This is a genomic window from Erwinia sp. B116 (genome assembly GCF_002865965.1).
Lineage (GTDB): Bacteria > Pseudomonadota > Gammaproteobacteria > Enterobacterales > Enterobacteriaceae > Erwinia.
The window spans coordinates 1-14,733 of record NZ_JRZZ01000061.1 but is presented as its reverse complement, the minus strand read 5'-3'; the positions used below and the strand labels follow the sequence as shown (position 1 = coordinate 14,733).

The window sequence follows — 14,733 nt, the reverse complement described above, 5'->3', positions numbered from 1 at the left end:
GGGGGAGTTTGAGGGAAATTGTTTAGAAAAAATAAATCAGATTAAAGCTGTTGAATTATCGGATGCTACTTGTGCTTTATATAAATCAATCATGATTTTTAAGTTAACGTCATGGTGTGGTTTCTTAAAAAAAGAGCTGGATTTTATATGAAAAAATACCGGCTCTATTAAGTTTATATTGGCGTGTTAGCTATTGTATGCTCTATTAATTCTTTTCTCTAAATCCGCCATCATCTTTTTTCCAGGAGTTGCATAGCGAATGCTGAAAAAATGAAGCGCAACGGTTGATATTATACAAGTTTTTAAGAAGATGTCATCTTCCCTTCCATAATAAAAACCTAAGATTAATATCGCGCACCCAGTAATATAAATAACCAGAAAATTACTGAAGTAATCTTTTATTCTGTCCTTGCTGAAACAAAGAGCGCCATATTCATTTACGGTTAGTAAATTTTTGAACTTTGAAAGATAAGTTGGGCTCGGTACATCTGGTGATTTACTTGCAATCATTAATGCCGCTTCTTGTAAAACTGGATTCTCAAATTTTGTAATTTTTTGCATGACGAGTCTTTTCCGTTCTTCAAGTAAGGTTTGTTTCAAATTATCAGTTAAAAAAACATCTTCCAGTCTATGTTTAATGAATTTTAACTTGAAGTTCAATCTGATGTCTGAAATTTCAAATGGATTTATTCCACCGATTATCCATCTTACAATAGGTGCAGCAACTGAAATTAAAAAACATTTAATGACTGCTTCAGTAATGCTCATGCTAATATATCCCCATGGGTTGGTTGTCTTTTATAATATTACGTGAGAAGGTGTTTTAATACTCATGTTTGTTGGGAGTAATGCGTGTCAAACTGAGCCTGCAAATGTTTACGAACGCGGAAGTTAGCCGGAAAATGCCCCAGCGTGGCGAAATAGAGCAGTAACCCCAGTGCCATAATGAAAATACCCATTGGCGCATAAAGTTGAATGACAGCCAACCCTAATACGATAAGTGTAATCCCCATCGCAATCAGCACGCAGGCTTCAATCCTGCGCTGCGAGACCTTTTTGCCGTCGACAAACACCCGCTTATTCTCGTTCAGGCTAAGAATATACTGATGTGGGCGGAAGTACTTCACGTCGAGGATATCGGAGGAGCTGCGGATCACCCCGGCCAGCTCAGCCTGCAACTGCGGGTTTTTGATGCCGTAGGTTTTCTGATTAAGCAGCCGGTGATAGTGCGCCTGATAGTCGGCCCGCTGCTCTTCGCTCATCAGGTTATCCTTCAGCTCGCCCTTGATAAACTTGATGCGGTTATTCAGCGTGTACTGCAGCAGGTGCTCCAGCTTCAGTTCGCTACAGAACCATTTCATCAGCAACGGAATAACCACAAGCAGCAAGACTGCCAGCAGGGTCCACAAGGGATGTTGCTCCAGCGATTGCGTAACTTCAGCAACGATTCCCGAACCGGGAAGGCTCATAACATGTTCTCCTTAACGTTGCCGGGTAACGATGGCGTTAAGCCACTGCGTTGCATTAACCGGCCGGTTATCCGCCGTCTGCCAGCACGAGGCCAGCGACAACTGTGGCAGTTCAGCCAGCAGCGTTTCAATCCGTGACTGGTCTAAATCAGTAAACGACCTTCCGTCGACTTCCCGCTCGCCGCTGCCCAACTTAAACGACAGATACCATACGCCGCTGGGCTTCAGCGCCCGCGCCAGAATCGCCATCACCCCCGAAAGTTCATCAGCAGGTACGTGCAGCAGCGAGGCGCAGCACCAGATGCCATCATACTGCTCCACCGCCGTCAGCTGCTCGAAACGCAGGCACTGAACCGGCAGCCCGCTCAGCGCCGTGGCCCGCGCCACCATCTCGCTGGAGGCGTCAAAGGCATCGACCTGATAGCCGAGCTGGTGGAACGCCTGCGCATCGCGCCCCGAACCGCAGCCGGCATCGAGGATGCACCCGCCCGCCGGCAACAGCGCCAGGAACGGCTGATACAGCGCCGACATATCAACGTTTACCGTATCGTCAAAAAAGCGCTGTGCGTGGCGCTGGTAGTAATCAATGCTCATCAGAAGGTGGCCTCTCCCTGTGCTTCGGGTTCCCAGGTATGCAGTAAGCTTTGCCGGGCGGTGTTCCAGCGGTCGTTGAGGTACTGTCTGCGTACCTTCTCACTTTTGCCGGTCTGCTCCAGCAGCGTTTCACGCAGCGGCAGATGACTGTTGATAAAGTATTCGTTACGCGTATGCAAGCGGCTCAGCAGCGGCACGGAGGGAATCCGCGCCGACTTGCTGCCGTTGCACGCCCGGCAGGCCAGCACCAGGTTCCACACCCCGTCGAGGTTGCGCAGAATGCCCTGCGGCATCAGGCTCCATGGCAGAAAGTGATCGACCTGCGCCAGCGCATCATCCCCCGACACGATGCTGATGCTGCGATAGCAGTAAAAGCATTTTCCCTTCTGGTAGCCGTTCAGGCTGTCGCGGCAGCTGGTAATGGCCGTGCGCCGCAGCCCCTGCCTGCTGAACAGCATCTGGTCCGCGGCGTCGTACTCCACCGCAATCATATTGCGCGACACGCCCAGCGCCCACGCCTGCTCGACCAGCCGCCAGCGCGCTTCGGTTTCCGGCAGCAGGTTTGCGAACTGCTCGCTTTCGGTCAGCCGGAAGAAATTGTCGGTCAGACGGATGCCCTTATGGCTGCGGCGCTCGTCGAGAAAGAAGCGCTTGTCGATCTCGCCGTTATTCACGTTATGGAAGGCATCGATCACCGCACCAAAGCCCAGTTTTACCGTCGCCGCCTGCAGCGCAGCCGGATCCAGCTCGCCGCGATTAAAGGCGTTACAGGCATTGAGGAACTGGCTCTGCTTCGAGGTGTTCTGCTTTGGTGCCTGCTGCAGGTGCTCGCAGATATGCCGGGCAAACGGCAGCGCCAGGTCGTCCAGCGTAATCAGCTCGCTCTGCGCATGGCGCAGCTCATACAGCGCCTTCGCCAGCGCAAACTTGTAAGAGGCCACATTGCGGCCAAACAGAATGATGCCGCGCCAGTAGTTCTCAAGCGTGGGATCGACCTGATAGAAGTGCATGCGGTATCCGTAAGCTACGAAGATTCTTAAACGAATCGGGTAAGCGGATCTGATAACAAAATGATGGGGATGTAAACATGTGATGCCGGATGCGTTGAGGAGTTGAGGAGTTGAGGGAGTTAAGGCGTGAAGGCGGTAAGCCGTATGGTGTATAGGGCATGCGCGGCGCATTGGGAGGGCTGTGACAAAGATAGAGCTGGGGTGAAGCTGCCGCTAAGGCAGGCCAGACTTGGGGCAAGGGCGCGGACGAAGCAAGGGCAGAGTAGTAGCCAGCAGAAGTGCTTGGCTCACTAATGCACGTTTTTTCGACACTCAGCGCAAAGGATGCGGAATCCGGTTGCGTATGCAGGGGGTAACGGTATAATCCACAACGTTTTCCGCATACCCTTCAGTGCCGAAGTGGCGAAATCGGTAGACGCAGTTGATTCAAAATCAACCGTAGAGATACGTGCCGGTTCGATTCCGGCCTTCGGCACCATGCGAACATTTAAAGACGTCAATGGACGTCTTTTTTTGTGCCTGAAATCCAGTATTTTCCTACTCTTCTCGTTATATTAATTCTCTCAAGGTCAACCGACTCCAACGTACATCTACCAACACATGTTGGTACAGATGATGGTATTTCCGGTTCGATCAGGCTTGTACCAATAGGGGGGGTAAGCTTGGCTGACCCTCCCCCAAAATCCTGCTCCATTCAGAAACAGAATTCCGGCATGATAAACACTCCCATGAACGGAGGTTGTGCCGATGAAAAAGTCACGATTCACCGAAGAGCAGATTGTTTTTGCCCTGAAGCAGGCCGAACTGGGTACGTACGTACCGGATGTCTGCTGCAAACTGGGTATATCCGATGCCACTTTTTACACGTAGCGTAAGAAATATGGCGGAATTTCCCCCTCTGAACTCATACACATGCGGCAACTGGAAGAGGAAAATCTGCGGCTGAAGAGGCTGTTGCCTATCTGAGCCTGGACAAGGCGATGCTGCAGGACGTGCTTGCAAAAAAGAGCTGACGCTGGCACGCCTGCGCGAGTGGGTCAGGGATTTACACGCCCGCTACGGTGCCAGCGAGAGACAGATCTGTTTTGCGTTACGGCTCAGCCGCAGCTCGTTCAGGTATCGTTCAGTTGCTGCCGATGACAGTGCGTTGCGCCTGCGCATCCGTGAGATCACCGAAACGCGAATTCACTACGGCTATCGCCGGGTACACGTGATGCTCCGGCGTGAGGGCTGGCGCGATAATCACAAACGGATATACCGCCTTTACTGTGAACAGGGGCTGTCTCTGCGCCTCAAACGGCCACGCCGCAATAAATCCGCACAGCGCCGACAATCGCAGCCTCAGGGCCTGTATCCGAATCACGTCTGGGGCATGGATTTTGTCTCTGATGCGCTGTTTGACGGGCGACGACTGCGCCTGCTGACCGTCATCGACCTGTACACTCGCGAATGCCTGGGGATCTGCGTGGGGCAGAATCTGCGTTCAACAGAAGTGGCAGAAATGCTGAACAGCATAGCGCTCAGACGTCCTTTACCTCAGCTGCTGAAAACCGATAATGGTTCTGAATTTGCAGGGAAAATGCTGGACAGGTGGGTATATGAACGAGGGATCAGAATCGACTTCTCACGGCCGGGAACACCGACGGATAATGGGACGGTGGAGTCCTTCAACGGCAGGTTAAGGCAGGAATGTCTGAACGAGAGCTGGTTCATGTCTCTGGAGGATGCACGGTGCAAAATCGAGGCCTGGCGCATACACTATAACCAGAGTCGTCCCCATTCTGCACTGGGCTGGATGACACCCTGCGAATTTGCCGAAAAATCTGCCGGTTGCCAGAATATGCAGCCAGAATGAAGCCGGTTATTCCTGATTATGAATGGATCAGATACGGGGAGCGGGTCAGAAGCCGGTTATTCCTGATTATGAATGGATCAGATACGGGGTGCGGGTCAATTATGCCGGAATTCTGTTTCTGAGTGGAGCAGGATTTCGAGTCAGGGTCAGTGGGTTCGCAATGATCGTGGGATGAAATTGGATTGATTCATAAAAATTCCTTTAATTAGATTGATTAATCATTCCATGTGTAATAACTCATTAATAATAAGTTATAAATAAAAGTCAATGAAAAATGATGCTAAATTGATTATAAGGAGAGGGGATGTATTTAATGATGCCTTTGCATATGCACATAGATTATGGTTTTGGTGCAACAGCAGAACAGTTTAAAGAATCAGCAGATATATTATCGACTTCTGAATCCGTTAAAGATTTAGGAATGCCAGTCAATTATCTTAGACGACATGCAATCGAACTTTACCTAAAGTCTTTAATTTATGTTTTGCACCGAAATTTTGAAATTCCATTCAGTAATGGTGGTGCTCTTGAAAAACCAAAAATTAAAGTATTGGGAAAGGATTGCGAATTAGAAAACATGCATGACATTAGATTATTAACCATATATTTAATCGGTCAGCACAATAAGTTAATTCCTTGTTTTTTTCACTTAGGAATTGGTGTAATTGAAAATGATATTTTAGATAAGATCCATAAGATAAATTCCATTGATTCTAAGAGTACTTTTTTTCGTTATCCTAAAACGGGAGATCACATACAGGATGTGAGAAAGTCATCTGTAAGGCAAAAAAGTACGGAAGATCTTATAAACTCGATGAACAAAAAAAAAGGGAAGTATGTGAAGGCTTTGCTATTAGTTGATGACGAAGACAACATAGTTGACTCATTTGACATTGATGTAAATGTATTTCCAGATTTAAATAAAATCCTCATATATCTATGTGATTATTTTCATGATCTTCATGCGGCATACAGATTGGGTATATGTGATGGCAGGTGACTATATTGATCTTACCCACGTAATGTGGACACGTCCCTAAGCGAGGGTCTGGTTTTCGAACTGTTCCGGGCTGAGGCCGCCGCAGGCACTATGATCTTACCCACGTAATGTGGACATGTCCCTAAGCGAGAGTCTGGTTTTCGAACTGTTCCGGGCTGAGGCCGCCGCAGGCACTATGACGACGCCAGCGATTGTAATCACACTCGATATAATTAAACACCGTTGCCCGCATTACTTCACTGCGGGTAAACCGTTCTCCATGGATGCATTCCACCTTCAGCGAGTGGAAGAAGCTCTCCGCGCAGGCGTTATCATAGCAGTTCCCCCTGGCGCTCATGCTCCCGTGCAGATTATGTCGCTTCAGTAGCGCCTGATAGTCCGCTGAGCAGTATTGCCCGCCCCGATCCGTATGAACGATAACGTATTTTGGCCGCTTGCGCCGCCATAACGCCATCTGAAGCGCATCGCAGGCCAGCCTTGCCGTCATCCGTGATGACATCGACCAGCCGATAACGGCCCGCGACCAGAGGTCAATAACCATGGCCAGGTACAGCCAGCCTTCATCCGTACGTAAGTACGTGATGTCTCCCGACCACTTCTGGTTCGGGCCGCTGGCGTTAAAATCCTGCTTCAGCAGGTTTTCTGAGACCGGCAGACCGTGCTCACGGTAGCTGACCGGACTGAACCGGCGTGAAGCTTTTGCCCGCAGACCCTGACGCCGCAAGCTGGAGGCTATCGTTTTCACGTTGTACATCAGGCCCTGCGCACGCAGCTCTTCTGCCAGGCGGGGGGCTCCGTAGCGCTGTTTAGCCAGGCTGAAGGCGTTACTGACCAGGCTGTCGCAGTCCTGTCGGAAGCGCTGGCGTGCACTGATAACTGTGCAACGGCTCCGCCAGGCATACCAGCCGCTGCGGGCCACGCGCAGCACCCGGCACATGGCTTTAATACTGAACTCAGCCTGATGGTTTTCGATGAAGACATACTTCATTTCAGGCGCTTCGCGAAGTATGTCGCGGCCTTTTGGAGAATGGCCAGCTCCTCGTCTTTTTCAGCCAGCTGGCGTTTCAGGCGGGCAATCTCAGCAGCCTGTTCGCTCTCGCGCTCAGAGGACGTTGCCTGATTTTGCTGTTTGCTGCGCCAGTTGTAGAGCTGTGATTCGTACAGGCTGAGCTCGCGAGCTGCAGCGGCCACGCCGATATGTTCAGCAAGCTTAAGGGCTTCCTGGCGGAATTCTGGCGTGTGTTGTTTACGGGGCTTTTTGGTCGCCGTTGGTTTTGTCATATGAGTCACCTCTGGTTAAGAGTTTACTCACTTAGTCGCGTGTCCACTATTGCTGGGTAAGATCAATTATTGTGGAGATGTCAGATTAAGCAAAGCCTGAGCCGACGGGGTAACTGCTGGGATAACAGTCCAATGGAACGCTTTTTCCGCAGTCTTAAAACAGGATGGGTACCTTGCACCGGCTATAGCCATTTTTCTGAGGCCCGGAATAGCATTACGCATTACATAACGGGATATTACAGCCAGCTCCGTCCTCATCAGTACAACGGCGGGTTGACGCCGAATGAATCAGAGCAGATGTTCTGGAAAAACTCTAAAACTGTGGCCAGTTTTTGTTGATTACTACATTTTTATCTATTTTAATTTTCGAGGGGAAATTATAATGCTATATTTTGTTTTTTGTTAAATCTCCAATAAACCATCATTTTATCAGGGAGATGGTTATACCCTCATCACTCTAGAGATTTTTATTAAAGATTTAATTTTACTTAGTGATTGCTCTTAAAATTGCGTCTTGAAATACATTGGCATCTGGTAAAGTGACATTATTGAATGCTTCTTGTACCTTATATACCGTGGTGGTATGTTCAGTATCGATCATTAGTTTATTAGTTTTCCCGTGTTCTGGGTGTATGTCTTTACTATGAGAATAACTTAAAAAAGTTATTGCTGCTGGTTGTAGTTGATATTTCAGCAAACCATTTTTACCTCCCAGCCTGCTCATGATTCTTTCGTAAACTGGTGTTGGACATACAAAAAAAAGACCTTTCCGACATAGATCTTCTCTTTGAAGAACTTGACCCTTATAAATTAGTTGTGGAAGTATTCTTTTAGATACATTCTCCCAGTTGAATCCCGCAGTAGTTTTAATTATTTCATTTTCATTTAGTAATTTTGTGAATCCATTTCCGTAACTACCTGTTGTATCGATAGTTTGTACTTCTACAGCAACAAATTCCTCAACCTCACCGTAAGCATTGATATGTGCTAGAACCCAATCTACAAAATATGCACCTTTTCCTTCTTTTTGAGGCAACCTAAGCTCTCCCCCCCAGCGCTTCCCAAAAACTGCAACACATGACTCACCATTATTCAAAGAATAATCCACTGAATCACGACCACGTTTCAGAGGTAAATTCGCTCCAAAAGCACGCTTAACAACATCTTTTAAAATCACATAATCATCTGCATATAGACGTATTGGACAACATATGACTGGATCACCTTTCATTGGTTTTAAAGAACAGACACCAGTCCTTGTACCGTCTCTAAACTTTTTTTCACAAAGCTCTTCTGTGAAAGGACACCTTTGGTCTTTCCTATAACCCAGTGACTTACTAGAATTATCATCCGCACTGAATCCAAAAAACTCCCAAATTTTGCTAGCCATTAAACAGTCCTTTTTATTATAGAGATAGGTTGGCCTAATACGGATGATAATGATCTACCTATAGCTGAAGCTAATAATGGTGGCACTGCATTGCCTACTTGTTCGTATTGTTCCACCCGAGAACCAGTAAATTTATAGTTATCAGGGAACGTCTGAATTCGGGCAGCTTCTCTGACTGTGAAAGATCGATCCTGAGAATAGTGAAAATAAGCTCCCCAGTGAGGATCGCATTTTGTTAAAATGGTAGATGCTAATCCTTGTGCAGCAACACGACCATATCTTTTCGTGTGATCTGAACGTCTTGCTCGTTGCATACCTTTTGGGAGAAGTTCGAACGGAATATTAGTCCAGTTTCCTCCTTCAGGTATATGTTTTAATCTCTCTAAATTCACTTTACTTAAGCGAGCCGCTTCGTGGTTAAGAACACCTTGAGAACCAACCCTCATAGCTCGCTGAAAATCATTTTGAGGTTCAGTACGATAGTTTTGAGTAGTATCGCTTGATTCACCATTATTGAGTATTGGAAGATCATCAATTGCATCACCCACGCTAACATAAGGTGGGAATTCAATCGATTCAGGTATCGCTACAATATTTCTACCTTCAAACATAGAGGTGAAGTTTACTCTCATTGGTGCATTAGTAAATGGTTTCGGAAATGCATCGCTAATATCCAAAACTTCACGGAAGCCAATAATTATGGTACGCCAGCGAGTCTGTGGAACTCCATAGTGCGGAGCGTACAAAATTCTTACGTCAGATTTGTATCCCAGTTTACTTAATTCTAGAAGAATTAATTTGAGAGTTGCACCATTTTCAAATGATACGAGGCCTGGTACATTTTCGATAAGAACAGCTCGAGGTGAAAATTCCTCAACAAACCTTAGATACTCTCTGAAAAGATGGTTTCTAGCATCTTCTGATGATCTTTTAGGAGCATTTATAGAAAAGCCCTGGCAGGGAGGGCCGCCAGCAATTAGATCAAGTTCACCTTTTTTTAGACCTAACTTTGTACGTACTTGCAATGCATCTACTTCACGAATGTCTCTATTATCGACAAACGTTTCTTTATGATTTTCTGCATAGGTTTCGGCATATTTTTTTTGGATTTCGTTTGCATACAAACTCACAAATCCTGCCTTGCTTAAACCTTCGGATAATCCGCCAGCACCAGAAAATAGGTCTAACATTTTCATATTGTTGCTCATCGTTGCCTTCGATAATATATAAGTCTTGAAATATTATACTATAGACACCAGGCTGCTTTCAACTTGTATTTTTTTAGTTGAGATTTAATCTTATTGTATCATTTGTTTTACTCTATTAATTTCCTGAATATTATATTCTAATCTGGTTGAATCTTATCTGGAAATGTAATTATTAAATTTTAATTAAAGGCGTTTTTTTGCGTAAAGATTATTTATCTTAAGCAAAACAGGCTGAGTGATAAATCAGAGATCTTCGTCTTCCAAGATAATTCGGAAGAGTTAAGCCAGATTAATGTCATTTAATGATAAATACGTCCTTTCATTATTAAATTTTATGCTCAAGTAACCGGATTTTTACTGCGTCCGCTAAGTGGTACAGATCAATGAATTTTCAGGAGTTCATCTTGCAGGCTGACGTTGAATTTTTTAAAAATAATTTGTTTGTCAGTTATCCGGGCTGCAATAAGTCCGAGAAGACTTCATGCTCGTACGCCAATTTTCCAGAGTTTTCCAGATAAACGCACTACTAACCTTCGTCTGAATACACACCATTAAATGATTATACTTCTTCTATTAAAGCTATCAAACTTTCGCCATTGGGTAATTTCTCTACGTGAATTTTTAAGCACTTCTAGATATAATCATGTACTACAGTCAGTACCCGGAACGCCGTCAAAAGTAAAAACTATCCGATAGTTTATCTATATTTTAAGTGCTGACCTATGTATGTCAGGGACGTGTACTGCCAAAAGTGAACTTAACTGGCATGCCAACGGAGCGTCTTTTGAAAAATTTAGACTGTACAGGTAATAAATAAGCTTTTTTCTTGTTGTCAAACGGGCAATCTTCACGCCTAAACTAGATGTGAATGTGCGGATAACAATACCATATCCGAGGTTGCGCTAACTTCCGGATGCGCAGGGTTACCGCCCAATCATTATGTCGCCTTCCCCAGTGGTAAATGGTTCTGCTTTGCATCGATAACCCGTATCGTCTTCGGATGCTAATAAGGTAATCGTCTCGCAGAAAATGTAGCGCTTGATGTATCTTATTTTATAATTAAAATTATTCAGATAATTTTTTCGTAACTAGGTTGACTATGTCATCAAGGCTTTCTGGACACTTCATGGCTATATTTATACAGCATCTGTCGAGCATTTCTGCTTCGGTTATTCCAAGGATTTGTGCTGCTTCGTAGAATTCTTTATGTTTTTCTGATCCCGCTCCTCGGTTTAATGCTGATTTTGTAATATCAAACTCTCCATTGACTAGCATTGCAAGATTTTCAATATGATCTAGATTTTTCTCAATAATCCACTTTTCTGGCCAATAATCTCCAGGTAAAAAGTTGTGTTTTCAGAAAACCATTTTTTGAAATCTTCTTCATTCCTCTCAAGCATCGAAAGTGCACAGTTTAAATTATCCTTTTGTGATTTTTTTGGTCCCCATCAAAAATTGTCAATATTTTTTCCCTGCTTCCTCTTTGAAAAAGCGCACCCATTTGTCGTGATAAAGAACTTGCAGATCCAATAATTTTTATTTGTAACCTTTATCGAATATTGCTAGGCAGGGTGTTGGATATTAATTTTGCTGCGACTTTATCCTCTACCATTATTTCAATCTCTTGAGGATTTTCTGAGCTTAATTTTCCAAAAGCATATTCAGGTGAGATTCCTGTATTGATAACCGTCTTGTTGTTAACGTTTTCCATATAGATTCTAGCATCGTCCGGAACGCATCCGAAGATGATGTCAGAATGAGTTGTGAATATGATTTGCAACTTTCTTTTTAGTGATATAAATTTTAGTTGGTCTATTAATTTAATTTGAGCTTCTGCGTGAAGTCCTAATTCTATCTCGTCGACAATGATTAAAGCCCCAGGCTGGGCTGCATATAATAAAGAGAATATTTCAAAGAGTGCATTTTCTCCTGCCCCCATGTTAAAGCCTGATATTACTTTCCCTGCATATTTCACAATCGGAAGTCTGTATCTTGAATGAGAAACATATTTAAAGTCATCATATTTTTTGTTAAGTATGTAGCCTACGCATTCTCTAATCTCGTTTTCAAATCCTAGCTCGTCACCATTAAAAACAAATCGTTTAGCATAGCTCTTAGATTGACTTTTTTCACTATGAGGAACTATTCTTTCTATTCCTAAAAAAATAACCTGACGATCAACTCTGGTATCATGGTTATTCCATTTTCCTCCCCTCTTTTTAGTTCTAACTTGCCTTCCTATTCCTATTCCTTTTCCATTTGGCATGCTTTTCGATGCCCTCCAGTTATTGAAAGCAATAAAATATTCAATGCTTATACCTTCTTGAGGCACTTCATCAGAGTGCTGAATAAAAAAATCAGCTAGTGTATAATAAGGTTTCCTTTTTCCGGTTAAAAGATGTTTATCTTCCTTGCTATGATATGCACAGGCAACCATCGCCAACAAAGTAGATTTTCCTGAGCCATTTCTCCCAGCAATCGCAAGTAACGGATAATCAATGTTGATCTGAAAGGATGATAATGAGCGCAGCATTCCTACTTCAAGAGAAACTTTCCTTAATAGGGCGTGTTCTAATGAGTTCGAAAACCATTTCCTTAAACTTAGATCAGTTTGACTCTCTCTGTATTTCATTTCTACCTCATTTAATGAGTAAGTGTTTTAGGAGGGTGATTTATTTAGATAGTGAAGGTTAGATTTACTGGAAGAAGACTAATTTATAAATTGAGGCTAGATGATTTTATTTGAAAGCGTTTCCTATAAGGAAGTTTATAAGGGTTCTCTATTCTTAACTTAATTTTCATACGCAATCATCTTAATCCTTGTCGCTGAATATTTCAAGTGACCTATCCACTTGATCAGTACATCTTTACGTTAGTAATGCCATCGTAACCCATATGAGAACGTCCTATGGATTAGATTGACTCCGTTCCGGCATAACGCTTTTGTCCTCATGGCGAGAGTTTTGAAGTTCTCAGGGCTGAATCAATCGAGGTCACGCTGGTGCCTAAATAGCTGTTCGGAATAGTAGATCACTTTGAGGGAACTTAGACCGGATTATGCGATCTGATCAATCGTCAAATCAAAACAAATCACCAACCGGACTGAGCGATGCCGATCATAGCACCAATACCCCGCAGTGAACGACGAATGATGCAGAAAACTATCCACAAAACGCATGACAAAAACCACGCCAGATGGCTTACGGCCCTGCTGATCCTGGACCGTGGGGATAGCGTCAGCGACGTTGCCAGAACACTCTTTTGTGCACGTTCATCCGTGGGCCGCTTTATAAACTGGTTCAACCTTTATGGCACCGACCGCCTGAAATCGCTGCCGCCCGGGTGCGGCCGACGCTGGCCGGTTGAGCATATCTGCTCACTGCTGCGACAGCTGGTGAAGCACTCGCCGAGTGACTTTGGCTACCAGCGTTCGCACTGAAATAATGAATTGATGGCTATAAAAATCATATAGATAAAATATTTTCACTTGCATGCGTCCACCGTCCGCTGTTGGCTCCCTGGGCTAGTCTGGTCTAGCGAGAGCTGCCCCTACGCTCAGGATCCGTGATCCGCATAAGAAAGAAAATGGCCACTATCAACGCCGCTCTTGCACAGTTCAGCCTGGAAAATTTGGTGTTTAATGATGACGAGGTGAATATCCACTTCAACCCAAAAAAACGGCGCAGACTGGCAGCTGAGGGGGCAGTAGAAACGCGTTATCGCGCCCGGCCAGAATGAAAAGTATTACCTGGCGGATGCCCTGCTCAGCTGCACTGCGAATATCAGTTAAGTGGGCGGTAGCACTAGAAATTCGATGCTGTTTATTAGCCTGCTGAAGCACCTTAAGGCGATCTACCGCCTGGCAAAAAGCATCAAGTTCATCGTGGATAACTACATCATCTACAAGAGCCGAGAACGCTGCGCTGGCTGAAAGAGAATCTAAAGTTCAGGTTCATCTACCAGCCGGTTCACTCGCCGTGGGTAAATCACATCGAATGGCTGTGGCAGGCATTACACGACACTATCGCCCGCAATCACCAGTGTCGTTCAATGTGGCAATTACTCAAGGGGTAAACATTTTATGAGTACAGTCAGCTTCTTCCCGGGCGGTCCGGCCAAAGTGTAGTGATATTAGGATCAGCTATTTAGTAGCTTTGCGACTAACCTTTAGCCCACCAGCTCTCCGCTGCCCCCCATAGCACTTCATCCAAACTCCCCACCCTGTGACCCCCTTCAAATCTCCCCGCGACCTGATTATTTACAGTCACCCTGATCAATCCCAATCACCCAGAAAGGACTCCACCCCCTATGAACCTTAAGCAACGAATAGAATCCATCCCCGGCGGCATGATGGTTGTCCCCTTAGCCCTCGGCGCACTCCTTAATACTTTCCACCCCCAGGCACTCGAGATCGGCGGTTTCACCACCGCACTCTTCAAAAACGGTGCCGCCCCCCTGATCGCCGCTTTCCTGCTGTGCATGGGTGCCGGCATCACCCTCAGAACCGCCCCCAAAGCCTTGCTGGCAGGCAGCACCATCACCCTGACCAAGCTGCTGGTCGCCGTTGTGCTCGGGCTGGCCGTTGACCGCGCGTTCGGAACAGAAGGGCTGTTTGGCCTGAGCGGGCTGGCGATTATCGCGGCGATGGGCAACTCCAACGGCGGGCTGTATGCCGCGCTGGTCGGCGAGTTCGGCAACCAGCGGGACGTGGGGGCGATTTCGATTCTGTCGCTGAACGACGGGCCGTTTTTTACCATGATCGCACTGGGCGCGGCCGGGATGGCGAGCATTCCGCTGATGTCGCTGGTTGCGGTGCTGGTGCCGTTAGCGCTGGGGATGCTGCTGGGTAATCTTGACCCGCAGATGCGCGCGTTCTTAACCCGCGGCGGGCCGGTGCTGATCCCGCTGTTTGCCTTTGCGCTGGGG

At 45.8% G+C, this 14,733-nt stretch carries 11 protein-coding genes, 1 tRNA gene and 3 pseudogenes; 6 read left to right on the top strand and 9 right to left on the bottom strand.

Annotation, left to right across the window (positions count from 1 at the left end; all coding sequences use genetic code 11):
- Positions 1-186: 186 nt before the first annotated feature.
- The 4 genes from NV64_RS23290 to NV64_RS21625 form a co-directional block, all read right to left on the bottom strand.
- On the bottom strand, positions 187-768 hold the full coding sequence (locus tag NV64_RS23290) for a hypothetical protein (protein ID WP_146005536.1): 582 nt from the start codon (positions 766-768) through the stop codon (positions 187-189).
- 62 nt (positions 769-830) lie between these two features.
- Entirely contained in the window at positions 831-1,469 is a 639-nt protein-coding gene (locus NV64_RS21635) for a hypothetical protein (protein ID WP_056231311.1), read from the bottom strand.
- A 12-nt stretch (positions 1,470-1,481) separates the two neighbouring features.
- On the bottom strand, positions 1,482-2,063 hold the full coding sequence (locus NV64_RS21630; protein ID WP_101506752.1) for a bifunctional 2-polyprenyl-6-hydroxyphenol methylase/3-demethylubiquinol 3-O-methyltransferase UbiG: 582 nt from the start codon (positions 2,061-2,063) through the stop codon (positions 1,482-1,484).
- Entirely contained in the window at positions 2,063-3,073 is a 1,011-nt protein-coding gene (locus NV64_RS21625) for an HNH endonuclease domain-containing protein (RefSeq protein WP_101506751.1), read from the bottom strand. Before NV64_RS21625 ends, NV64_RS21630 begins: the two co-directional genes overlap by 1 nt.
- A 393-nt stretch (positions 3,074-3,466) precedes the next feature.
- Between NV64_RS21625 and NV64_RS21620 the strand changes: the two genes are divergently transcribed.
- From NV64_RS21620 to NV64_RS21610, 3 genes and pseudogenes are all read left to right on the top strand, one after another.
- Positions 3,467-3,551 (top strand) — tRNA-Leu (locus tag NV64_RS21620).
- Between the two features lie 269 nt (positions 3,552-3,820).
- A pseudogene (locus NV64_RS21615) lies at positions 3,821-4,928 on the top strand (IS3 family transposase).
- A gap of 304 nt (positions 4,929-5,232) precedes the next feature.
- Positions 5,233-5,928: a hypothetical protein gene (locus NV64_RS21610; RefSeq protein ID WP_101506750.1), complete on the top strand. Its 696-nt coding sequence runs from the start codon at positions 5,233-5,235 to the stop codon at positions 5,926-5,928.
- Between the two features lie 121 nt (positions 5,929-6,049).
- On the opposite strand, the gene NV64_RS21605 is transcribed toward NV64_RS21610, so the two are convergent.
- Positions 6,050-7,209, bottom strand: a protein-coding gene (locus NV64_RS21605) for an IS3 family transposase (RefSeq protein WP_101506749.1) whose coding sequence is annotated in 2 segments (ribosomal slippage) — positions 6,050-6,951 and positions 6,951-7,209 — 1,161 coding nt in all. Because the reading frame shifts where the segments join, the coding sequence is not laid out codon by codon here.
- 63 nt (positions 7,210-7,272) lie between these two features.
- Between NV64_RS21605 and NV64_RS21600 the strand changes: the two are divergent.
- A pseudogene (locus NV64_RS21600) lies at positions 7,273-7,548 on the top strand (integrase core domain-containing protein); the annotation flags it as partial.
- A 145-nt stretch (positions 7,549-7,693) separates the two neighbouring features.
- On the opposite strand, the gene NV64_RS21595 reads toward NV64_RS21600, so the two are convergent.
- The 4 genes from NV64_RS21595 to NV64_RS21585 all read right to left on the bottom strand — a co-directional run bounded on the left by NV64_RS21595 (position 7,694) and on the right by NV64_RS21585 (position 12,439).
- Entirely contained in the window at positions 7,694-8,599 is a 906-nt protein-coding gene (locus NV64_RS21595; protein ID WP_101506748.1) for a NotI family restriction endonuclease, read from the bottom strand.
- Complete coding sequence (locus tag NV64_RS21590; protein ID WP_199177712.1) at positions 8,599-9,807, bottom strand: DNA cytosine methyltransferase; 1,209 nt, start codon at positions 9,805-9,807, stop codon at positions 8,599-8,601. The genes NV64_RS21595 and NV64_RS21590 overlap by 1 nt, the downstream gene beginning before the upstream one ends.
- Before the next feature lie 1,065 nt (positions 9,808-10,872).
- The gene (locus NV64_RS23530) at positions 10,873-11,082 is read right to left on the bottom strand and encodes a hypothetical protein (protein ID WP_158239919.1); all 210 of its coding nucleotides are present in this window, start codon (positions 11,080-11,082) and stop codon (positions 10,873-10,875) included.
- A 274-nt stretch (positions 11,083-11,356) separates the two neighbouring features.
- Entirely contained in the window at positions 11,357-12,439 is a 1,083-nt protein-coding gene (locus tag NV64_RS21585) for an AAA family ATPase (protein WP_101506747.1), read from the bottom strand.
- A 477-nt stretch (positions 12,440-12,916) separates the two neighbouring features.
- On the opposite strand from NV64_RS21585, the pseudogene NV64_RS21580 reads away from it, so the two are divergent.
- A pseudogene (locus NV64_RS21580) lies at positions 12,917-13,933 on the top strand (IS630 family transposase).
- Between the two features lie 182 nt (positions 13,934-14,115).
- Positions 14,116-14,733 (top strand): 2-keto-3-deoxygluconate permease (locus NV64_RS21575; protein WP_199177711.1); only part of this gene is annotated, 618 nt, incomplete at its 3' end.

Excerpts from the sequence above, each read along its gene's own strand:
- NV64_RS23290 (WP_146005536.1), bottom strand. The coding sequence starts at position 768 with ATGAGCATTACTGAAGCAGTCATTAAATGTTTTTTAATTTCAGTTGCT.
- NV64_RS21635 (WP_056231311.1), bottom strand. The coding sequence starts at position 1,469 with ATGAGCCTTCCCGGTTCGGGAATCGTTGCTGAAGTTACGCAATCGCTG.
- NV64_RS21630 (WP_101506752.1), bottom strand. The coding sequence starts at position 2,063 with ATGAGCATTGATTACTACCAGCGCCACGCACAGCGCTTTTTTGACGAT.
- NV64_RS21625 (WP_101506751.1), bottom strand. The coding sequence starts at position 3,073 with ATGCACTTCTATCAGGTCGATCCCACGCTTGAGAACTACTGGCGCGGC.
- NV64_RS21610 (WP_101506750.1), top strand. The coding sequence starts at position 5,233 with ATGTATTTAATGATGCCTTTGCATATGCACATAGATTATGGTTTTGGT.
- NV64_RS21595 (WP_101506748.1), bottom strand. The coding sequence starts at position 8,599 with ATGGCTAGCAAAATTTGGGAGTTTTTTGGATTCAGTGCGGATGATAAT.
- NV64_RS21590 (WP_199177712.1), bottom strand. The coding sequence starts at position 9,807 with ATGAGCAACAATATGAAAATGTTAGACCTATTTTCTGGTGCTGGCGGA.
- NV64_RS23530 (WP_158239919.1), bottom strand. The coding sequence starts at position 11,082 with ATGCTAGTCAATGGAGAGTTTGATATTACAAAATCAGCATTAAACCGA.
- NV64_RS21585 (WP_101506747.1), bottom strand. The coding sequence starts at position 12,439 with ATGAAATACAGAGAGAGTCAAACTGATCTAAGTTTAAGGAAATGGTTT.